This window comes from Mesorhizobium sp. IMUNJ 23033, from assembly GCF_044778005.1.
GTDB lineage: Bacteria > Pseudomonadota > Alphaproteobacteria > Rhizobiales > Rhizobiaceae > Mesorhizobium > Mesorhizobium amorphae_A.
This window is the reverse complement of record NZ_JBJACT010000047.1, coordinates 1-20,610: the sequence shown is the minus strand read 5'-3', so window position 1 is coordinate 20,610 and position 20,610 is coordinate 1. Positions and strand designations below refer to the sequence as shown.

Here is a 20,610-nt window from a genome sequence, read left to right as displayed (position 1 = left end):
TTTTCGATGAGACGCACTGTCGTGAAACTCGGCGCAGCAGCATCGCTCGCCGCCCTTGCCGGCAAGGCCCGTGCCCATGTTGGCGCAGGCTATGCGGACGGCGTTGCCCCGGGCCTCGCGCATCCGCTGCTCGGTCTCGACCACCTGCTCGCCATGGCGGCGGTCGGGGTCTGGTCGGCGGTCGCCATGCTGTTGCGGGCCTGGACCGCGCCGGCCGCTTTCCTCGCTGCCATGAGCGGCGGAGCCGCGCTCGCCTTTGTCGGCGTCGCACTGCCAGCGATGGAAGGCATGGTCGCGCTGTCGGTGCTGGCGCTCGGGCTGATGATCGTTTTCCGTGCAGGTTTGCCGGGCATCGCCGGCATAGGCCTTGCCGGGCTGTTCGCGCTGTTCCACGGCCATGCGCACGCCAGCGAGGCCGCAGGAGCAACATTTGCCGATGTCGGCGGTTTCACGCTGTCGACCGCAGCATTCCACCTCTTTGGCGTCGGCCTTTCGCTCTGGCTGCGAACCGGCCTCGGCATGCTGGTCGCCGGCTCGGGTGCCGCGCTCGTCTTCGGCGGATAGGAGGCGACCGTGAACCATACATCTCACAGCAAAGAGGCGGTCTATGTCTACGAGGCGCCGCTGCGCCTCTGGCACTGGGTCAACGCCGTCGCGATCGTTGCGCTGGCCGGAACCGGCTACCTCATCGGTTCGCCGCCGCCATCGGTCGGCGGCGAAGCCAGCGCCAGCTTCGTCTTCGGCTGGATACGATACCTGCATTTCGCGGCCGGCTATGTCCTGATTGCTGGCTTCGCCTTCCGCATCTACTGGGCCTTCGCCGGCAACGAGCATGCGCGGCAGATATTCCTGCCGCCTGTCTGGCGCGGCCGCTTCTGGCGGGAAGTCTGGCATGAGGTGCTCTGGTATGCCCTGCTGGTCAGGGAGCCGATTAAGTATTCGGGGCACAACCCGCTCGCCACGATCGCCATGCACATCCTGTTCGTCTGGTTCACCATCTTCATGATCGTGACCGGTCTTGCACTCTACGGCGAAGGGACCGGAATGGGTTCCTGGAAGCACACGCTGTTCTCGAGCCGGGTGATCCCACTGTTCGGTCAGAGCCAGGACGTCCACACCTGGCACCATCTCGGCATGTGGGTGATCATCTGCTTCGTCATCATCCACATCTATGTCGCGGTGCGCGAGGACATCATGTCGAGACAGACGATCATTTCCTCGATGTTCTCAGGCTGGCGGACTTTTCGGGGCAACGGTACCCCGCGTGATTCCGACTAGGACTTTCGTGACCTCGCCTGCTGGCGCGGGCGTTTGCCCCGCGCCGGCTTTTTTTCTTCAAGAGGGGTTGCCTTCAAGTCGACGCACACTTCGTCTCGGCTTCGCCTCGACAGCTCTCCCCCTTCATGCGTCCGTTCGACGGGGGAGAGGAAGTGCCAACCGCAACGCCCGGCGCCCTTCCTCTGTCCCTTTCAGGGGCAAAGATGCGGAACGAGGCGGAGTGGGGTGGGCGAGTGAACGCAAACTTTTCATCGGCCTGGAATTTCGGTTCAGTCCGGCCGATGCCGCACCCGTCAATGGAAGGATACTTTCCGTCTGTGCGGTAAAATCGCAATCGCGCTTTCCGCGTCGTTGCTATTCGGAGATCACCCCTTATTTCGCTACCATTTGCCGGCCCCCCCCCAATTGGCCCGCCTCTTGCTGCCGGAAAGAAAAAGGTACGGAGGAGGCTTCCCAATGAACGGTGCGCCGCGGGTGCTCGTGCTCGGCATCGGAAATCTGCTATGGGCCGATGAGGGCTTCGGCGTCCGCGTGGTGGAGGAGTTCCACCGGCTCTGCGAAACGGCGGACAACGTCCGGGCCATGGATGGCGGCACGCAGGGCATCTACCTCGTCCAACATATCCGCGAGGTCGACATCCTCGTCGTGTTCGACGCGGTCGACTACGGCCTGGCGCCCGGCACGCTGAAGCTCGTCGAAGGCGGCGAGGTGCCGGCCTTCCTCGGTGTGAAGAAGATTTCGCTCCACCAGACTGGCTTTCAGGAAGTTCTCGCCATGGCCGAGATGATGGGTGACTATCCCGCCCATCTCCTTCTCGTCGGCGTGCAACCGGTCGAGCTGGACGACTACGGCGGCAGTCTCCGGCCCGCTGTGAAGGCTCAGATCGAGCCCGCAATCGAGATCGCCATCGAGTGGCTCGCCCGGCACGGCGCGACGATCGCCAAGCGCACCGAACCGCTGGCCGAAGAAGAGACGCTCGCCTCGCGCGAAATGCGCATCGGCATCTACGAGAGCGGTCGACCCCGGCCGGAAGAGGCTTGTCGTCACGGCGACGCGCGGCTTCTCGCGAATAGTGCCTTCGCTGGCCCGGCGAATTTCGAGCGCGAGGTCGATGCGCTTTTGCAATCGTCCGGAGGGCAGGGCTGATGTGTGTCGGCGTTCCCTTCCAGGTGGTTGAATGCAGCGGCGGCATTGCCCTGTGCACCGGTCGCAGCGGCACGCGGCGCCTCGATATGACGTTGGTGGGCGACCAGTCGGCGGGTACGTGGATACTAGCCTTCCTCGACACCGCGCGCGAGACTGTCACAGCCGAGACGGCGCGTCTGATCGCCGACGCCATCGAAGCGACGGAGCGTGCGCTCGCCGGCGACACCGACCTCGACCACCTCTTCGCCGACCTGGTCGGCCGCGAGCCGCAACTGCCGGAGCATCTGCGGCCAGCGCAAGCCCTTTCACCGCAAGGCACGGAGGACGCCTGAGCCCATGTTTTCACCCATTCTCACCATGATGAGGGAGCGCCACCGCATCCCGGTGGTTGAAGAGGCGAACATCGACGCGTTCGCCGAGGCCCACGACTTCACCGCGCTGTTTTTTCCCGGTGACTGGCTGCGGCTCGCCGAGAGCAACGATGTGGCGGTGATCCTGCCGGAACTGGTGCAGGCAACCCAGGGCGTGTTCAAGCCGGCCGTGGTATCGCGCGAGTCCGAGCGCAAGCTGCAAAGCCGCTATCGCTTCAATGCCTTTCCGGCGCTCGTCTTCCTGAGGAACGGCGAATATCTCGGCGCCATAAAGCGCGTGCTCGACTGGGAAGACTACCTCACCGAGATCGCCGGCATGCTGACGCGCGAGCCGAGCGCGCCGCCGCCTTTCGAGCTTCCCGAACCCTGCGCGACGAATGACCGTCGCGACCATGATCATTTCCACTGAGCGAAAGCGGCCGGGGAGGGCGCGCCATGGCAGCATCACTATTCGGCGGCATCGGGCCGGGTTCACAGCCAGGCGAAGAGGACGGCGGCGACTTGCAGTATATGGAAATGCCGAAGGGCATGGCGACCTCTGCGACACCCGTGTTGCCGGAGAAGGAAAATGTCGCCGGCCTCGAAGCTGCTTTGGTGGTGCTCTCCGCGCTGGCCGAAAGCCTCGGCCGGTCCTCGCCGGATTGCGAAAACGCGGTGCATGATCTTTCCGGCCTCGACCGCGCCAATCGTGCGCTGATCGACCAGGCGCTGGGCGAGGGCGAGGTCTCGATCATCTGCGGTGAGGACCTGCAGGCTCAGGAGTCGTTGCTCACCGGTATCTGGCGCGTGCGCCAGACCGGACCGGATGGCAGGCTCGTGCGCGATTTCGTCGAGGTCGGCGCCTTTCCCTCGGCCGTGCTGGAGAGGGCCTTCGCCGGCTGCCGCAATAGGCTCGCTGCGCCGACGACCTATCCGATGGGCGTCTTCAACGCGCCGCCGCTGATTTCGGAGCTCAATGACCGCATCCCGCTCGTCGGGCCCGGCGTCGGGCCGCACGTCATAAACCTGTCGCTGCTGCCGCACACTGAAGAGGACCTGACCTTCTTCGACGGCCTGCTTGGCCAGGGGCCGGTGGTCGTGCTGTCGCGTGGCTACGGCAATTGCCGCGTGACCTCGACGGCGACGCGCTGCGTCTGGTGGGTGCGCTTCTTCAATTCGACCGACGATCTCATCCTCAACACGATCGAGGTCACGGCCTTGCCGGAGGTGGTCCGCGCCGCGCCCGAGGATATTGCCGACAGCCGCCAGCGGCTCCTCGAAATCCTGGAGGTCTACCAGTGAACGACTCCTTCTTTGCCGGTTCCTATGGCGGCGACAATGCCAAGATCGACCCGATGTCGCGGCTCGAATGCAGGATTTGCTGGCATGTCTACGACCCGGCCGAGGGCGACGACTACTGGCAGATCTCGCCCGGCACGCCCTTCGCCGAACTGCCGGCGCACTGGAGCTGCCCTACCTGCGACGGCTCCAAGCAGGGCTTCATGGTCGTGAGCGATTGACATGGATCATTCGCAAGCCGTCGCTGCCCGTCTAGAGTTCGTGTTTCAGCGGATCGAACGGACGGCCATGGCAGAAATTCCGATCCTCAACCCGGCGCTTTGCGTCAGCGCGGTGGGCGTGCGGCAGTGGCAGGGCGAATGGCTCGCGGTTCTCGTCACGCCCTGGTTCATGAACCTCGTGCTTCTACCTTCTGGCGACGGGCAAGCGCGCCCGCGCGTGCGTACGGGCACGAAGGAGCACGTTTCATTCCCGGCGGGCCGGTTCGAGTTCATCCAGGCCTATGAAGAGGAGCTCGGCTGCTACCGCATGTGTTCGCTGTTCTCGCCAATGTTCGAATTCGCCGACCAGGAGAGTGCGCAAGAGGCAGGGCGGCAGGTGCTTGCGGAACTGTTCAATCGCGAGGCGAAAGAAGACGAAGATGAAGACGGCGACATGGTCTGTGTCTGGGAAGGCCGCCTACCCGAGGAAGAGGCAAGCGCGTTGGACGAGGTTGAGACAGCCGGAACACCCCCGAGCTCTCAGCCGGCGGGATTGACCCGCCGCTGGCTGTTCGGTTTGGGCGACAAGGAGGAGACCGCCGCATGAGCGTTGATGGCCGCGTCTCCATCGATCTCGTCTGCGATGGCGGTCGCGTTGTGGAAGCCATCGTTATGCCGCCGCGCCCGGTTGCGCTTGGCCCGATCGTGCGAGCCCGACCGGCGAGGGAGGTCGTCTCGGCGATCGGCTCGCTGTTCAGTGTCTGTGGTATTGCGCAGTCGGCGGCGAGCGTCGAGGCAGCCGAGGCGGCCCTGGAGATTGGGACAGCCCAGCGCACGAAACAAGCGCGGCGGCTTCTTGTGCTTGCCGAGACGTTGCGCGAGCACCTGCTGCGCATTGGCTTGGATACTGCCAGTCTCGCGAGCGAGCCTGCGGACGGTAAAATCCTGCGCCGGGCTATGGGCCTGCCGCAGCGCCTCAAGCAGGCGCTTTTTCCAGGCGGCGATGCGTTCGTTCCCGGCATATGCGTGGGAATGCCGGGCGCGGAAGCCGCCGAAACGGCCGCCGAAGCGGGCTATCTGACGCAGTCCGTGGTCTACGAAGGCGAAAAGCCGCTTGGCGAGATGGATCGCGATGCCTTCGCGGAGTGGGCTATGGAACGCAGCACGGTTGCGGCCCGCCTCATCGCGCCGGTCTTGGCAAGGGGCTGGGCCATGATAGGCCACCCCGAAACGACAAATGGGGGACACGGGCATTTGCTGAAGGAAGCGTCGGCCGACACGAGTTGCCTCGCCAGGCAGGCTGGTGCGCCGCTCGTTCGCGCTTTCCTTTCCGAAAACGGTGGAGCCGGGCTGGCCGCACGGCTGGCCGCCCGCTTGGTCGAGGCATCGAAGCTGCCGGGGCAGATCGCCGGAGGGCTCGCGGCCCTGCGGGATGTCGCGGACGGGTCCGAAGTGCTTACGTGCGAAATCTTTCGCGACGAGAATGGGGGCCGCGTTGCTACTGCCTTCGCCGAGGCAGCACGCGGCCGGCTGGAACATCGGATTGTTTTGAACGAAGGCCGTATCGCCGACTACGCCATCACGGCTCCGACCAGCATTCATTTCGCCGAGAGCGGCATTGCCGCGCGCTCGCTTTCGGCGCTCGCTGCATCCCGGCGTGAAGATTTGGCGCTCCAGGCCGATCTCCTGGTCCGGGCCATCGACCCCTGCGTCGGCTACGATGTGAGGTTCCGCTGATGCACGAGATGGCGATATGCGAGAGCATCCGTGGCATCCTCGAGGAAGAGGCCGCCAGGCAGGATTTTCGGAAGGTGGGCCGCGTCTGCCTGCAAATCGGGCGGCTATCCGATGTCGAGGTCGAGGCGCTGAAGTTCGGCTTCGATGTCGTCATGCGTGGCTCTCTGGCGGAAGACGCAAGGCTGGAAATCGTCGAGACGGAAGGCAGGGCCTGGTGCATGCCTTGCGGCCAGAGCGTGCCGATCGCGGCACGCTTCGATCCATGCCCCGACTGCGGAAGCCATCAGCTGCAGGTGACCGGCGGCAAGGAAATGAAGATCAGGGAATTGGAGGTGAGCTGATGTGCACTGTTTGCGGATGTGGCGAGGGCGAGGTCCGGATCGAGGGCAAGGCGCATGGCCACCACCATCATCATCACGGCAACGAAGGCCGTGATCACCACCACGATCATGGCCACCACGATCATGATCGCGGCCCCCATCATCATCACGATCATGTGCACGATTGTGGCTCGGGCCCGGCTGGCGACCATGCGCCGGGCATGAGCCAGGCGCGGATGGTCAAGCTGGAAAAGGATATCCTTTCCAAGAACAACGAGTATGCCGATGCGAACAGAAAAATGTTCGCCGAGCGCGGCGTGCTTGCGCTCAACCTCGTCTCCAGCCCCGGCTCTGGCAAAACGACGTTGCTTTGCCGCACGATCGACGCACTGAGGGGCAAGTTGCCGATTGCCGTAATTGAGGGCGACCAGCAGACTTCCAACGATGCCGACCGCATCCGCGCCACCGGTGCGCGCGCGATCCAGGTCAACACCGGCAAGGGCTGCCACCTCGACGCGCATATGGTCGGCCATGCCGCAGATCACCTCGACCTTGCCGAAGGAGGCCTTCTCCTCGTCGAAAACGTGGGAAACCTCGTCTGTCCGGCGGGCTTCGATCTCGGCGAGGCGCACAAGGTGGTGGTGCTCTCAGTCACCGAGGGCGAGGACAAGCCTTTGAAATATCCCGACATGTTCGCCGCGGCCGATCTCATGCTCCTCAACAAGACCGACCTGTTGCCGCATCTCGACTTTGACGTGGAGGCCTGCATCGCCAACGCGCGAAAGGTGAACCCGCGGATCAAGGTGCTGAGGGTTTCCGCCCGAACGGGCGAGGGGATGTGGGACTGGACAGCCTGGATCGGGGCGGCCCGCGCCATGGCGCTAGCCGGCCATCCGCTGGCGGCCGAGCTCAAGGGCGCAGCCTGATGTGCCTGGCCATTCCCGCCCGCATCGTTGAACTGCTCGATGACGACATGGCCGTGGTCGCGTTCGACACGGTCAGGAAGCGCATCTCATTGGCCTTGGTGGCAGACGTTTCGCTTGACGATTTCGTGCTCGTCCATGTCGGTTATGCGCTCCACAAGGTGAGCCCCGAGGAGGCCGAACGCACGCTGCAGCTAATGGCCGAAGCGGGCGTGCTGGAGGAGGAGATTTCGGCGTGAAATATGTCGATGAATATCGCGACCACGAGCTTGCGAAGACCATCGCCGGCGCCATCGCGACTGAGGCTGATCCGGAAAAGAGCTATCATTTCATGGAGTTCTGCGGTGGGCACACGCATGCGATCTTTCGCTACGGCGTGCAGGACCTGATACCGCAGAACGTGCATTTCGTGCACGGACCCGGATGCCCCGTTTGCGTGCTTCCCATCTCTCGCCTCGACGATGCGGTGGAACTCGCCGAGCGGCACGGGGTCATCCTTTGCACCTATGGCGACATGATGCGCGTGCCGGGCACCAAGCAACGCAGCCTGATCCGCGCCAAGGCGGACGGAGCGGATGTCCGCATGGTCTATTCAACGCTCGATGCCTTGAAGATCGCGCGTGAAAACCCAGAGCGGCAAGTCGTCTTCTTCGCCATCGGCTTCGAAACCACGACGCCGCCGACGGCCGTCGCGATCAAGACGGCGCAGGCCGAGGGGTTCAAGAATTTCAGCGTGTTCTGCAACCATGTGCTCACGCCGGCCGCGATCTCTCACATTCTTGAATCGCCGGAAGTGCGGGAGCTGGGCATCGTCAAGATCGACGGGTTCCTGGGACCTTCGCACGTCTCCTCCGTGATCGGCTCGCAGCCATATGAATTCTTTGCTGAGGAATTCCAGAAGCCGGTTGTCATCGCCGGCTTCGAGCCGCTGGACGTCATGCAGTCCGTTCTGATGCTGATCCGGCAGGTCAATGAAGACCGGCACGAGGTCGAGAACGAATATACCCGCGTCGTGACCGAGGAGGGCAACCTCAAGGCGCAAGCACTGGTGAGCGAGGTCTTCGAACTGCGCAAGACCTTTGACTGGCGCGGCCTCGGCACCGTGCCCTACAGCGCCCTGCGCATCCGCGACGCTTATGCCGATTTCGACGCCGAGAAGCGCTTCGAGCTGTCGGTCAAGGCTTCGCGCGAGGTGAAATCCTGCGAATGCCCGTCGATCCTGCGCGGGGTGAAGAAGCCGACCGACTGCAAGCTGTTCGGCACCGTGTGCACGCCGCAGAACCCGATTGGCACATGCATGGTCTCCTCCGAGGGCGCCTGCGCGGCCTACTGGACCTATGGCCGTTTCCGCGAGCCGAAGCCGTTGGACGCGGCGGAATAATGAGCGCGAACGATCCCAGGCTAGCCGCCACCACCCAGTCGGTCCGCGGCACGGTGGACATGACGCATGGCGCGGGCGGCCGCGCGATGGCCGAGCTGATTCGGGATATTTTTCAAAGACATCTGGCCAACCAGTTCCTGGCCCAGGGCAATGACGCGGCCCTGCTCGGCACCGTCTGCGGACGCCTGGTGATGGCAACGGACGCGCATGTCATCTCGCCTCTGTTCTTTCCGGGCGGGGATATCGGCGCGCTGGCGGTCCACGGCACGATCAACGACGTCGCCATGATGGGCGCGAGGCCGCTCTGGCTGTCCGCGTCCTTCATCCTGGAGGAAGGTTTTCCGTTGGCCGAACTGGAAAGAATAGTTGTTTCAATGGCTTTTGCCGCCCGGGAAGCAGGCGTACCCGTGGTTACGGGCGACACCAAGGTGGTGGAGAAGGGCAAAGGCGACGGCGTTTTCATCTCCACGACCGGTGTTGGCGTGCTGGCGAACGGCACTTACGTCTCCGGAAGCAATGCCCGGCCGGGCGATGCAATCCTTGTCTCCGGCAGCATGGGCGACCACGGAGTCGCTATCCTGTCGAAGCGCGAACACCTTGATTTTGAAACGGAAATCACCTCCGATAGCCAGCCGCTGCACGATTTGGTGGCGGCGATGCTTGCTACCATTCCCGGTATCCTGGTGCTGCGTGACCCCACGCGCGGCGGACTGTCGGCGACGCTGAACGAAATCGCGCAGCAGTCCAACGTCGGAATGGTAATCCGGGAAGCGGCGGTTCCGGTGAAGCCGGAGGTCGCGGCGGCGTGCGAACTGCTCGGCCTCGACCCGCTGAATGTTGCCAACGAAGGCAAGCTGATCGCCATCTGCACGGCGGAAGACGCGGAGACTTTGCTCGCCGCTATACGCGCTCATCCCAAGGGCCGGGATGCCGCAATCATTGGCGAAGTCGTCGCAGACCAGCATGCGCTGGTGCGGATGAAAACGAGACTTGGCGGTATGCGCGTGGTCGACTGGATCGCCGGGGAACAGCTTCCGAGGATCTGCTGAAGATGCGCATTCTGCTTCTCGTCACCGCCTTCAACGCCTTGAGTCAGAGGATTTTCGTGGAGCTTGGTGAGCACGCACACGAGGTCTCGGTCGAGATGGACGTCAACGACGAGCGGACCATCGAGGCGGTAGATTTGTTTCGGCCGGACCTCGTCATCGCCCCCTTCCTGAAGCGCGCAATCCCGAAAAAAGTCTATGAAAATCAATGCTGTATGATCGTTCACCCAGGCATCGTCGGCGATCGCGGCCCCTCCGCGCTGGACTGGGCGGTGATGGACGGGGCGACGCAGTGGGGTGTCACGGTGCTGGAAGCGGCGGCCGAAATGGATGCCGGGCCGGTCTGGGCGAGCGCCACCTTCGCGATGCGAAAGGCGACGAAATCGAGCCTCTACCGCAACGAGGTGACCGACGCGGCGGTGACGGCGGTGCTCGAAGCGATCGCGCGGTTCGAGCAGGGCGAAAAGCCAATTGCCCCGGAAGAACAATCTGTTGTGCCCCTGGGCCGGTGGCGGGACGCGATCAAACAGGCGGACCGGCGGATCGATTGGGCTGCCGACACGACCGAAACGGTGCTGAAGAATATCGCAGCAGCGGACGGCGCGCCGGGCGTGCGGGACAATTTTTTCGGCGAAACGGTCTTCCTTTTCGACGCGCGAGAGGCACGTGAACCAAGGGGTGACGTGCCTCTCTCGCGGGGTGAACGGGGCAAGATATCGCTCCTGGAGCCGGGAGCGGTCGTTGCCAGAAGCGGGCCGGCGATCGCCCTCGTCACAGTCGACGGCGCGTTGTGGATCGGCCATGTCCGGCACCCCAATTCGCCAAACCCGTTCAAGCTGCCGGCGACAACGGTCTTCGCGAAGGAAGTTGCAGGCCTGCCGGAGATCCCGCTCAATTCACCGGGCGGATATCAGGACATCATCTACGAAGAAGACGGTGCGGTCGGCTATCTGCACTTCGCCTTCTATAACGGTGCAATGGGAAAAGACGCCTGTCGAAGACTTTTGGACGTTTATACAAAAGCGACGGAGCGTCCGACCAGGGCGATCGTGCTGTGCGGAGGACCTCAGTTCTGGTCCAACGGGCTCGACCTCAACCGGATCGAGGCGGCCGACAGCGCGGCCGACGAGTCGTGGGTCAACATCAATGCCATCGACGACCTCGCCGAGGCGATCATCCGCACGACAAGCCACATCACCGTAGCAGCGCTTGCCGGAAATGCGGGAGCGGGCGGCGTGTTTCTCGCCCGCGGCACCGACCAGGTCTGGATGCGCTCGAGCGTCATCCTCAACCCGCATTACAAGGACATGGGCAATCTCTACGGCTCGGAGTTCTGGACCTATCTCCTGCCGAGCTGCTGCGGGTCTGAGAATGCCCGCCGGATCGCGGCGGCGCGCCTGCCGATGGGCGCGAAGGAGGCGCTGAATCTGAATCTGGCCAACCGGGTGTTCGCGGGGGCAAGCGAACTGTTCATGGTGCAAGTGAGGGCGTCGGCTGCCGCGCTGACCGGGAGCGCAGAGTTTCCGCGGTTGCTCACCGAAAAACAAGCCCAGCGCACAGCCGACGAGGCGGCCAAGCCGCTTTCGGCCTATCGCGAGGAGGAGCTTTCGCGGATGCGCCGCAATTTCTACGGCTTCGATCCGAGCTACCACGTCGCGCGGCATAATTTCGTGCACAAGGTGCCGAAGTCCCGCACCCCAGTGACGATCGCCCGCCACCGCGACGTCGCCTGGCGGGCCGGCCGGGAGGGGAGGAGGAAGGCATCGTGAGCGACCTGCCGGGCATATTGATCGTTGACGACGAAATCCGCTCGCTGGAGGCGCTGCGGCGCGTTCTGAGCGATGATTTCGACGTCTCGTGCATGGTGTGCACGGTGCACTGATGCTCGCCGAGCCCGCAGTGGAGGGACGCCTGGTCCGGGTGACGGGGCTGGTCCAAGGCGTTGGCTTCCGGCCGACAGTGTGGCGCATCGCGACCGCTATGGGGCTATCGGGCCATGTCCGCAACGATGCTGCAGGCGTGGAGATCGCGCTGTGGTGCAGCGATGCCGAGTTCGAGACCTTCGCGGACAGGCTAAAGGCGAAGTGCCCGCCGCTGGCGCGCATCGACGGGATCGAGGCGGCGACGCTTGAGGGGCCGCGGCCGGCGGGCGGCTTCACTATAGCGGCGAGTGCGGGCGGGCAGGTGAAGACCGGCATCGCGCCCGACGCCGCCTGCTGCCCGGAATGTCTTGCGGAAGTGCTCGCCCCCAAGAACCGGCGCTATTTCTACCCTTTCGCCAATTGCACGCATTGCGGGCCTCGGCTGTCGATCGTCAACGCTATCCCCTATGACCGCCGCTCGACCGCTATGGCACGATTTTCGATATGCGAGGAATGCCGGGCCGAGTACGAAAATCCGGCCGACCGCCGCTTTCACGCTCAGCCGATCGCCTGCCCGGCCTGCGGCCCGCGCGTCTGGTTGGAAGGTCCGGACCGCGTCGTGGTCGGCGGCGGCCCGCAGGCGGTGATCCGGAAAGCGGCGGCGCTGATCGGGGAAGGGCGGATCGTCGCGATCAAGGGCATCGGCGGGTTCCAGCTCGCCTGCGACGCGACGGACGAAGCGGCGGTGGCGCAGATGCGCGCCCGCAAGAAACGCGACGGCAAGCCGTTCGCACTGATGGCGCGCGACTTGGAGCAGGTTGCCGAATTCGCGGAGCTGTCAGGCGAGGAGCGCGCCGCACTTGCCGCCCGAGCGGCGCCGATCGTGCTGGTGAAGCGCTGTGACAGCTGCAGCGTTGCGGCGGGCGTGGCGCCGGAGCACGAGCGGCTCGGTTTCATGCTGCCCTTCACGCCGCTGCACCATCTCTTGCTGCGAGCGCTGGACGGTCCGGTGGTGATGACCTCCGGCAATCGCTCGGGCGAGCCGCAATGTACGGACAACGACGAGGCGCGGCAGGAGCTTGCCGGGATCGCCGATTTCTGGCTGATGCACGACCGCGAGATTGTCAACCGGCTCGACGACAGCGTGGTGCGCTGCGACGGTCACGGCATTTCGGTGTTGCGTCGCGCGCGTGGTTTCGCGCCGGAGCCGCTGGCGCTGCCGGCGGGCTTCGATGGCCCGGTCAGGGCGCTGGCTGTGGGCGGCGACCTAAAGGCCGCGTTCTGCCTGGCGGGCGACGGCAAGGCGCTGCTGTCGCAGCATCTCGGCGACCTCGACGAGCTGAAGAACCAGGACGCGTGGGGGCAGGCGTTGGGGCTGTATCGAAGCCTGTTCGACACGAAGCCGGACCTCATTGTCGCCGACCGGCATCCGGGCTACCGTTCGACCCGGCTTGCCATGGAGCTTGCCCGTGAGACCGCGGCGAGGTTTGTGCAGGTCCAGCACCATCACGCGCATCTCGCCTCGTGCCTTGCCCAGCACGGCCGCGCAATCGACGCACCGCCGGTGCTCGGCATTATCCTCGACGGTCTCGGATACGGCGATGACGGCACGATCTGGGGCGGCGAGTTCCTGCTCGGCGGCTATCGAGGGTTCCGGAGGCTGGCATACTTCGAGCCGGTCGCCATGCCCGGCGGCGACAAGGCCAGCGTCGAGCCGTGGCGCAATGCCTATGCGCATCTGCGGGCGGCTTTCGGTCCGGATTTCCTGACCAAGCTTCCTGCCGATCGGCCCTTCGTCCGCGCCTTGGCCGAAAAGCCGCTTGGCGTGCTGGACCGGATGATCGAGAGGGGCGTCAATGCTCCGCTTGCTTCCTCGGCGGGGCGCCTTTTCGATGCCTGCGCGGCAGTCCTCGGCATCTGTTTCAAGCGCCAGAGCTACGAGGGGCAAGCCGGCATGGAGATGGAGGCGCTCGCCAGCCCGTTCATGGATGCGGCCAAGGCTTGGCCAGCAACCTCGCCGAAGGGGCCGGCTATCTCTTGGAAAGGTCTGTGGGAAGCGCTTCTTCGCGATCAGGCTTCGGACGTCGAAACCGGGCTGATTGCCGCGCGCTTCCACAGGACGTTGATAGAGATCATCTCGCGGAGGGCCATCGGACTCACTAAGGAAAACGGCGTCGGCACGGTCGCACTGTCCGGTGGCGCTTTCCAGAATTGGCTGCTGCTCAAAGGCGTACTCGCCGAGCTCACAGTTGCAGGATTGGAGGGGCTGGCGCACGCAAGCGTTCCCGCAAACGACGGCGGTCTGGCGCTCGGCCAGGCAGCGATCGGCCTAGCCCTTTGGCATTGAGACCAATCGTTGAAGAAAAAATATCAGCATCGTCCATATAAGGCGGTGCGCTTTGTGACGAGCGGCGGCCAGCTTGCCGCATTCGTCCGGGCCGTCGCCTCATTCATCAGGTGGTCGGTCATCGGTCGTTCCTTCGAATCCTTACCGGGGAACATCGATGACCGCCGCTGTTGAGGGCGCGCTCGCGAGCGGCTCGTCACCGCCGAGCTACACCATTCAGCGGGGCACGACACTTGACCGTGTCTTCGCCAAGACCGGCGCGTGCTATAACCGCTTGGTCACCACACTGAACAAAGGTGCTGTATGATGCGGATATTCGGCGCTTCCGCACCGGCGCGGGAAAAATGATCCGGACAGATCGAGCCGATGCACTGCCGCACACCCGCGGGCATTGCAGCGACGCATAGCGTCTGCCGCTAGCATGTTCTTGCATGCGCGTGCGCGGCTATCGCGGAAGACACGCCTGTCGCAACAACCATAAGCGCGCGCTCTTCAGCAAGCACCCTGGTCCGGATTCGGTGAGGATCGCGTTCGGCTCGGGTGAGACGTTTACATGCTCGGGTTCCAATGTGTTCTCCCCGGGCGTGTCTATCGGCAAAACCATCTTGTGTCAGAAACGGGACAAGAATGTCGCAAGCCCGACCCAAAGGTCGCCAAGGCCGGGCCACCGATTAGTGGGGAAGCGGTGTAACGCAAACGGAGCGCCATCCGGCACGCACATTGCTTCGATGATTCTGTCACGGCGGGTGGCAATGGCAGATCTCCGCTTGGCCCGCAGAGCGATTGGTGGTGAAGCGCTTCGTGCGGTAGCCATGACAGACGGGTCCGCTCGGGTAGAGGGAGTGGAGGTGAGACAGGATGGTCGGAAGGCATACTGATGCGCGGGAGTACGTGCGATTCCGAGCCGCGAAGCGCCGATCTGCCGAGACGATCGCCGTCATGACGGTTGGCGCAAGCAAAAATCGCAAGGGCCTTACCGCCAATCGCGGCCCACTCAGGAGGAGCCCGTGACGCCACATGCGCAGAGGCGTGCGTATCGCTTTGTGAAGAACTATGTGACGCTGAACATACTGTCGGACAGCGTTCCGATAAGCGCTCGCAAGATCTCGACAATTCTAGGCGTCAGTCCTGTCCCGGTGCGCGAAGCTCTGTTTCGCGTCTCGCATGAAGGCCTGATGGACTTTGTTCCCGAAAAGGGCTTCTACGCGAAGACGTTGTCGCAGTCCGATGTGCTTCAGGCGTGTGCCATCGGCAAGGCCGTGGCCGTCGCCGGACTGGATGAGTCGTTTCTAGCGCGTCACGAGGCATCGATTGGCAAACTGAAGATGGCGGCCGAACGCATTAATCGCGGGATCAGCGAGGGAACCAGGCTCGCCCAAGCGTTTTGGTGGATCGAGTCTCTTCTGCGACGTCTGGTGACGGTGTGCTATCACCGACAGCCGCGCTGGCACCTGCTGAGCATTCTGGATCAGACCCTCGCCTTCCGGCGCGCCGTGTCGCACGACACGCAGGTTACGGCGCGGCTCCCCCGAATGCTAGTTCATCTCACAGAGCAGTTTGCGAGACAACGAATTGTAGACGTGGCGCAGGCTATTAGCGAGATTGTTGAGCACGAAAGCGCCCGGCTTTTGCAAGGCTATCCCGATTATGTTGAAACGGTCGCGAGTGCTCGTCGGCGCTACAATGCCTCTGATGGCGCAATCGAAGGCGTTCTCTTCAGTGCCAAAACGTCGTCCTATCTGGAGAATCCCGAACCGACGCACCGGGCGGATTTGCCATATTCCGTCGAAGCGTCGACGCATCACAACGCGGTTATTGCCGTCAGCCAAAACCAGAGCCTTTGCCCACTTCCGGAGCGGGATCCGCGAGGCGGTCAGCGTGATGCGTCAACTGCGCGTCGAGTTCCTTCATGGCGGCTGTGGTGATGCGCTTGAGCAGCGCGTCGACAAGGCGATGCGCCGATGCGCTTCGAAATATGCGCGATTGCGCTTCGGCCCGTGGTTGGGTGGAATCATTGAAGCGACGCATGATGCGCACCGCGTGCTGCCCGTCCGGATAGCCAACCGTCGTTGAAGCGTTCCATACAGGCCCTATGACTGGCGATGAACTCAATCCTCCTCGCTACGGGCCCGAAAGAGCGGGTCACGCTCCAATGCCTGGCGTTCTATTTCGTTCACAAGGCTGGGTAATCGCTTGAGCTTCTCGTCGAGGAGTTCGCCCATGACCGCGAGCGCTGCCGTGCGATCGCCAGCCGTGAGGCTCGTCATTAGCCTGGTCATCTGCTCGACAACGACACCCAGGTACTCTGAGTCCAACAGGTCGTGAACACGCGCATAATGTGTTTGGTCGAGATAGTAGCGGATTACAGAACGGACGATGTCAGTTCCTGCCATCGCAGCGATCCGCTCGAACAGCATCTCGACGAACGAGCCGTATTGCTTCGCGGCCTCATCGGTCATGACAGGGGCCTCGTCACCGAAAGTCGCAATCTTAGGGACACGCTGTAGGCCCTCAGTGTCGAACGGCACCCTGCTGAACTCTACACCATGGCGCAGCATGACAAAAATCATCTCATAAGCTTCGATCAGACGGGCAACGGTGATGGGCCGGACAAAGTAACCCTTCGAGGGCACGTGCTGGACCAACCCCTCGCCGGTCAAGCGGTTCACCGCGTCGCGCACCGGCGCGGCGCTGACTTTGAAATCATCCGCCAGCCTGCGCGGATCGAGCCGCTGGCCCGGCCGGATATGGTGCCTGACGATGCGATCCCTGAGCTGTCGGTAGAGCGCGCCCGTCAGGCCTTCCGCCCCCGTCACCTCTCCGGCCGTCTGCTCTTCTTTTTCCGACATTCGCTCCGCACAGTTGTAGGTTCCGCTGCCTTCCAGAGGGCGGCGCGGGAAGCATCACACACAGCCATGTCAGCGATATGAACGCGCGGCACTGCCGCTCCGAAGAGCATTATAGTCGACGATGTAGCGGCCATTATAATGGTTGATATTACAATCGATATAAGCACTGATAGAGGCGGCATTATAATGTTTAAGTCAAATGGTTTCGTCTGCCATGTGTAGCTCAAAATAACCTCAAAATAAGCCGCAGAACCCACCGTTAGATCGTAACAAATTGCTTTTAACGCGCGTTTTCGACTTGACGCACAACTGATCGATACTATGCTGGCTATTTACAGAGGAGAGATGGCGATGCATGGTTCGCTCCTAGCGAAATCGACCGATAACTTTATTCCAGCCAAGAGCCCACGCGAGAGCTTGCGCAGCCTGATCACCTCCAGCGACCTCGCCTTTGCAATGGAGGCCCATGACGGTCTTTCTGCAGCGATCGCGCAACGCGCTGGGTTTAAGGCATTGTGGGCTTCCGGGCTCTCCATCTCGTCGAGCCTCGGTTATCGCGATGCGAGCGAAGCATCCTGGTCTGAGGTCGTCGATGTCGTCGAGCGTATGGCGAACGTGGCGGACATTCCGATTCTCGTGGACGGGGACAGCGGGTTCGGGAATTTCAACAATGCGCGCTTGGTCGCCCGGAAGCTACGCCAGCACTGTGCGAGCGGTGTCTGCCTCGAGGACAAGGCTTTCCCGAAAATGAACTCATTCGTCGGCGACCGGCACCCGCTGGCTGACGTTGGGGAGTTCTGTGGCCGGCTCAAGGCCGTGAAGGACCAGGTGCCGGATCCGGAGTTCGTGCTCGTCGCCCGGATCGAGGCGCTCATCGCCGGCCATGGACAGGACGAGGCGCTGGTGCGGGCGCACGCCTACGCGGAGGCAGGTGCCGACGCCATCCTCATCCATTCCCGCAAGTCCGATGCTGAGGAGATTTTCGCCTTCACGCGCGCCTGGCAGAACCGCCTTCCGGTCGTGATCGTGCCCACGAAATATTACCGTACGCCCGTCTCGGAATATCGCAAGGCCGGAATCTCTACGGTAGTCTGGGCGAACCACAACATGCGCGCGGCGATCTCGGCCATGCGCCAGGTTTGCGATCGTATCATCCGGGAAGAGAGCATCGCTGGGATCGAGAGCGACGTCGCGACGCTCGATGAGCTCTTTGATCTGCTGAAATACCAAGAGCTCTCCGCAGCCGAAAAGAGATATCTGCCGCAAACGGAGAACGGCGTCCGGTAGCAGGCTCGGCCCGTCCTTTGAAAAGCAAAACGAAAACGGTGGGGCGCACATGCTCGCGCAACGGACAAGGTTATTCGAAATGTCGGGCACCGCTGCGGCGCGGGCTGCCGCAAAAGCGGCCGATGCCGGCAAGGAGATCGTCGACCTGACAGCCGGCGAGATTTGGAGCGAGCTTGCTCCCGCGATTCGCGAAGGCGCGATCGACGCCATCAACAAGGGCGTCAATCGCTACACCGATACAATCGGGATGATGGAGTTGCGCGAGGCGCTGGCGCGGATGGTGTCGATTGAGACCGGGCAACGCTGGCGCGCCGACGAGATCGCCGTGACGAGCGGCGCGAAGCAGGCCCTGTTCAATGTGGTCATGACGCTGATCAATCCCGGCGACCAGGTCATTATCCCTGCGCCCTACTGGGCATCATTCCCGGCCCAGGTCCAGATCGCCGGCGGTACGCCGGTCCATCTCGACACGCGTGGAAACGGCTACGTTCCGCGAATTGACGACATCGAACGCGTTATCACGCCACTGACCCGCGCCATCGTCGTCAACACTCCCGGCAATCCGAGCGGTGCCGTCTACGACGCAGCAACCCTCGCGGCCATCGCCCGGCTGGCGATCGAGCGGAAACTTTGGATCATTTTCGACGAATGCTACGGCAGCTTCACTTATAACGGGCATGAACACCACCCGATCGTGTCGCTGGTGCCGGAAGTCCGGGCCTGGACGGTGATCGTCAACGCCTTCTCCAAGAGCCTGGCGCTTACCGGCTGGCGCATCGGATACCTTGCGGCGCCGAAGGAGCTGATCTCCGCTGTCAAGGCGCTGCAATCGCATACGACGTCGAACCCGAATGTCGTCGCCCAGCACGCCGTGCTTCGCCACCTCGATGAAGGCGATGGCGCCTTTGAGGCAGGTCTGCGGGGTCAATTGACCACGGCACGGCAGACCGGGCTCACCGTGCTCTCTGGGTTGCAGCGCGTTCAGGTCCCGAAAGCTCAGGGCGGGTTCTATTTTTACCTTGATCTATCCAGCCTCCTGCGACCGACACCCGGCGACAGTCACGCCAAGACCGCCGACGACATCGTCGCCGCGCTACTCAGGGAAGCCGGGGTTGCGGGCGTCTCGGGGAATGCCTTCGGCGATCCGATGGGACTGAGACTCTCCTATGGCATTCCGCCAGAGCAACTCAAGGCAGGCCTCGGTCGGCTAGTCGGCGTCCTCAATGCCTGGGACTGAAGGAATCATCAAAACAAGGACAAATAGGGTTTGGATCAATGACCGCAACTGCTCCGAGGAATGCCGTCATTCTTGCCGCCGGGTTCGGCTTACGCTTGCGTCCGATTACCGACGCGCGTCCGAAACCCTTGGTCGAGGTCAACGGCACACCGATCCTGCATAATGCCCTGCAGCATCTCGAGGCAATGGGCGTACGGAAGGTGACAATCGTCGTCGGCTATCGCAAGGACGCCATACAGTATTCCTGCGGCCGGCGCTTCGGAACTCTCGATGTCGACTATGTTGAGTCCGACGTTTTTGACAAGACAGGCAGCGCCTACTCGCTCTGGCTGGCGCGCGATGCGCTTCTCAGCGGCGACACCTATCTACTCGAAGGGGACGTCTTCTTCGAACTGGATGCCCTCCGCTGCCTGAGCTTGGGCGATGCCGACAACGTCGCCGCAGTCGCGCCGTTCAGCCCGGCGATGGAGGGCTCGGCCGTCGTGTTGACCAACAACGGCTACATCGCCGAGGTACGTATGAAGCAAACGGCGGCGAACCTCACTGATGGTTCGCCGCCACTGTTCAAGACCATGAACCTAATCCGCTTCTCTGGCGACGCCCTGGGCCGGACGATCGTTCCGCATCTCAATGACATCATCCGCGCCGGAGCCATCAAGTCCTACATCGAGGAGCTCCTGTCGGACCTCGTCCGGCTAAAAGGGCTCCAGATCGCGGCCGCCAGGTGCGACAGCCTCAAATGGTACGAGATCGACAATGAAACCGACCTGCGCATCGCGGAGGCGATGTTCACGACCGCGCGCGAGATTGCCTGCTGACGACTAAACCCTGGGGAATGAAAGATGCTTCGCTACCTCGTTGATCCCGCCAACGCCATTACCACAAGCGGAATTATTTTCTCTGGCTTGGCCTTGCGCGAGTTACTCGTGGGGCAGCCAGAACTGGCAGTCGCAATCTCGCTTTGGTCGATGTTAGCTGATCAGCTTGACGGCGTCATCGCTGGGCGCACAAAGAATAGAAGTCCCGAAGCAGCGAAAATCGGCAAGAGTCTCGACGGCTTCAGCGACCTCATCTACGGCAGCGTTATACCCGCCGCCGTAGTCATGAGCCTCGGAGGGGGCGAACTGACCTCGATCATCGTCGGAATCGTCCTTCTCGTCGCCGGCGCACTCCGGCTCAGTTATTTTAGCAATTTCGGTTTGACGACTGGATATTTCACGATGCTGTCACATTGATTTTGGCTTAACGGTTTGACGATAAGTCAGGTTGGCATGGTCGAAGCATGCGCCACCTACAAGAACCATCGCTTCCCGATCGAAATCGTTGCTCATGCCGTCTGGCTTTATTA

General features: G+C 62.8%; 24 protein-coding genes. 23 read left to right on the top strand and 1 reads right to left on the bottom strand.

Translation table 11 applies throughout. The annotated features are described in order from the left end of the window. Positions 1-6 precede the first annotated feature (6 nt). The 19 genes from ACFX5Q_RS32275 (at position 7) to ACFX5Q_RS32185 (ending at position 15,962) form a co-directional block, all read left to right on the top strand. Entirely contained in the window at positions 7-564 is a 558-nt protein-coding gene (locus tag ACFX5Q_RS32275; RefSeq protein WP_404284310.1) for a HupE/UreJ family protein, read from the top strand. Positions 565-573: 9 nt separating this feature from the next. Next, a complete protein-coding gene (cybH, locus tag ACFX5Q_RS32270; RefSeq protein WP_404284308.1) occupies positions 574-1,278 on the top strand; it encodes a Ni/Fe-hydrogenase, b-type cytochrome subunit in 705 nt (234 codons plus the stop codon). A 456-nt stretch (positions 1,279-1,734) separates the two neighbouring features. Further along, complete coding sequence (locus tag ACFX5Q_RS32265; RefSeq protein ID WP_404284307.1) at positions 1,735-2,424, top strand: HyaD/HybD family hydrogenase maturation endopeptidase; 690 nt, start codon at positions 1,735-1,737, stop codon at positions 2,422-2,424. After that, the gene (locus ACFX5Q_RS32260; RefSeq protein ID WP_404284305.1) at positions 2,424-2,756 is read left to right on the top strand and encodes a HypC/HybG/HupF family hydrogenase formation chaperone; all 333 of its coding nucleotides are present in this window, start codon (positions 2,424-2,426) and stop codon (positions 2,754-2,756) included. The genes ACFX5Q_RS32265 and ACFX5Q_RS32260 overlap by 1 nt, the downstream gene beginning before the upstream one ends. 4 nt (positions 2,757-2,760) lie before the next feature. Further along, entirely contained in the window at positions 2,761-3,204 is a 444-nt protein-coding gene (locus ACFX5Q_RS32255; protein ID WP_404284303.1) for a hydrogenase-1 expression HyaE, read from the top strand. A 26-nt stretch (positions 3,205-3,230) separates the two neighbouring features. Beyond that, positions 3,231-4,076, top strand: coding sequence for a hydrogenase expression/formation C-terminal domain-containing protein (locus tag ACFX5Q_RS32250; protein WP_404284301.1), 846 nt, complete (start codon positions 3,231-3,233; stop codon positions 4,074-4,076). After that, complete coding sequence (locus ACFX5Q_RS32245) at positions 4,073-4,294, top strand: rubredoxin (protein ID WP_145722857.1); 222 nt, start codon at positions 4,073-4,075, stop codon at positions 4,292-4,294. The genes ACFX5Q_RS32250 and ACFX5Q_RS32245 overlap by 4 nt, the downstream gene beginning before the upstream one ends. A gap of 1 nt (position 4,295) precedes the next feature. Beyond that, complete coding sequence (hybE, locus tag ACFX5Q_RS32240) at positions 4,296-4,880, top strand: [NiFe]-hydrogenase assembly chaperone HybE (RefSeq protein WP_404284299.1); 585 nt, start codon at positions 4,296-4,298, stop codon at positions 4,878-4,880. Further along, complete coding sequence (locus ACFX5Q_RS32235) at positions 4,877-6,010, top strand: hypothetical protein (RefSeq protein ID WP_404284298.1); 1,134 nt, start codon at positions 4,877-4,879, stop codon at positions 6,008-6,010. Before hybE ends, ACFX5Q_RS32235 begins: the two co-directional genes overlap by 4 nt. Beyond that, positions 6,010-6,351, top strand: coding sequence for a hydrogenase maturation nickel metallochaperone HypA (gene hypA / locus ACFX5Q_RS32230; RefSeq protein WP_404284296.1), 342 nt, complete (start codon positions 6,010-6,012; stop codon positions 6,349-6,351). The genes ACFX5Q_RS32235 and hypA overlap by 1 nt, the downstream gene beginning before the upstream one ends. After that, positions 6,351-7,256, top strand: coding sequence for a hydrogenase nickel incorporation protein HypB (gene hypB, locus ACFX5Q_RS32225; protein WP_404284294.1), 906 nt, complete (start codon positions 6,351-6,353; stop codon positions 7,254-7,256). The genes hypA and hypB overlap by 1 nt, the downstream gene beginning before the upstream one ends. Beyond that, positions 7,256-7,492 carry a HypC/HybG/HupF family hydrogenase formation chaperone gene (locus ACFX5Q_RS32220; protein WP_404284292.1) on the top strand — a complete coding sequence of 79 codons (237 nt, stop codon included), beginning with the start codon at positions 7,256-7,258 and terminating at the stop codon, positions 7,490-7,492. The genes hypB and ACFX5Q_RS32220 overlap by 1 nt, the downstream gene beginning before the upstream one ends. Beyond that, positions 7,489-8,634 (top strand): hydrogenase formation protein HypD, encoded by a 1,146-nt coding sequence (gene hypD, locus ACFX5Q_RS32215; protein ID WP_404284291.1) that lies wholly within the window; start codon positions 7,489-7,491, stop codon positions 8,632-8,634. Before ACFX5Q_RS32220 ends, hypD begins: the two co-directional genes overlap by 4 nt. Beyond that, the gene (gene hypE / locus ACFX5Q_RS32210; RefSeq protein ID WP_404284290.1) at positions 8,634-9,683 is read left to right on the top strand and encodes a hydrogenase expression/formation protein HypE; all 1,050 of its coding nucleotides are present in this window, start codon (positions 8,634-8,636) and stop codon (positions 9,681-9,683) included. Before hypD ends, hypE begins: the two co-directional genes overlap by 1 nt. 2 nt (positions 9,684-9,685) lie before the next feature. Beyond that, positions 9,686-11,449 carry a hydrogenase maturation protein gene (locus ACFX5Q_RS32205; protein WP_404284289.1) on the top strand — a complete coding sequence of 588 codons (1,764 nt, stop codon included), beginning with the start codon at positions 9,686-9,688 and terminating at the stop codon, positions 11,447-11,449. A 112-nt stretch (positions 11,450-11,561) separates the two neighbouring features. After that, positions 11,562-13,889 carry a carbamoyltransferase HypF gene (hypF, locus tag ACFX5Q_RS32200; RefSeq protein WP_404284288.1) on the top strand — a complete coding sequence of 776 codons (2,328 nt, stop codon included), beginning with the start codon at positions 11,562-11,564 and terminating at the stop codon, positions 13,887-13,889. Positions 13,890-14,046: 157 nt separating this feature from the next. Further along, a complete protein-coding gene (locus ACFX5Q_RS32195; RefSeq protein ID WP_404284286.1) occupies positions 14,047-14,196 on the top strand; it encodes a hypothetical protein in 150 nt (49 codons plus the stop codon). Positions 14,197-14,896: 700 nt separating this feature from the next. After that, the gene (locus ACFX5Q_RS32190; protein ID WP_404284284.1) at positions 14,897-15,814 is read left to right on the top strand and encodes a hypothetical protein; all 918 of its coding nucleotides are present in this window, start codon (positions 14,897-14,899) and stop codon (positions 15,812-15,814) included. Continuing rightward, positions 15,771-15,962 (top strand): hypothetical protein, encoded by a 192-nt coding sequence (locus ACFX5Q_RS32185; protein WP_404284282.1) that lies wholly within the window; start codon positions 15,771-15,773, stop codon positions 15,960-15,962. Before ACFX5Q_RS32190 ends, ACFX5Q_RS32185 begins: the two co-directional genes overlap by 44 nt. 35 nt (positions 15,963-15,997) lie before the next feature. Here the strand turns inward: ACFX5Q_RS32185 and ACFX5Q_RS32180 are convergent, their stop codons facing one another. Then, positions 15,998-16,738: a GntR family transcriptional regulator gene (locus ACFX5Q_RS32180; RefSeq protein ID WP_192385127.1), complete on the bottom strand. Its 741-nt coding sequence runs from the start codon at positions 16,736-16,738 to the stop codon at positions 15,998-16,000. Between the two features lie 351 nt (positions 16,739-17,089). Here ACFX5Q_RS32180 and aepX point away from each other — a divergent pair, with 351 nt between their 5' ends. Genes aepX through ACFX5Q_RS32160 form a run of 4 tightly spaced genes read left to right on the top strand, consistent with a single transcriptional unit; the run spans position 17,090 to position 20,497 of the window. Beyond that, positions 17,090-18,025: a phosphoenolpyruvate mutase gene (gene aepX, locus ACFX5Q_RS32175; protein ID WP_192385126.1), complete on the top strand. Its 936-nt coding sequence runs from the start codon at positions 17,090-17,092 to the stop codon at positions 18,023-18,025. Between the two features lie 49 nt (positions 18,026-18,074). Further along, positions 18,075-19,262: a pyridoxal phosphate-dependent aminotransferase gene (locus ACFX5Q_RS32170; RefSeq protein ID WP_192385125.1), complete on the top strand. Its 1,188-nt coding sequence runs from the start codon at positions 18,075-18,077 to the stop codon at positions 19,260-19,262. 38 nt (positions 19,263-19,300) lie between these two features. Further along, positions 19,301-20,080, top strand: coding sequence for a phosphocholine cytidylyltransferase family protein (locus ACFX5Q_RS32165; protein WP_404284279.1), 780 nt, complete (start codon positions 19,301-19,303; stop codon positions 20,078-20,080). Positions 20,081-20,104: 24 nt separating this feature from the next. Then, the gene (locus tag ACFX5Q_RS32160) at positions 20,105-20,497 is read left to right on the top strand and encodes a CDP-alcohol phosphatidyltransferase family protein (protein ID WP_404284278.1); all 393 of its coding nucleotides are present in this window, start codon (positions 20,105-20,107) and stop codon (positions 20,495-20,497) included. The last annotated feature ends 113 nt before the right edge of the window (positions 20,498-20,610 follow it).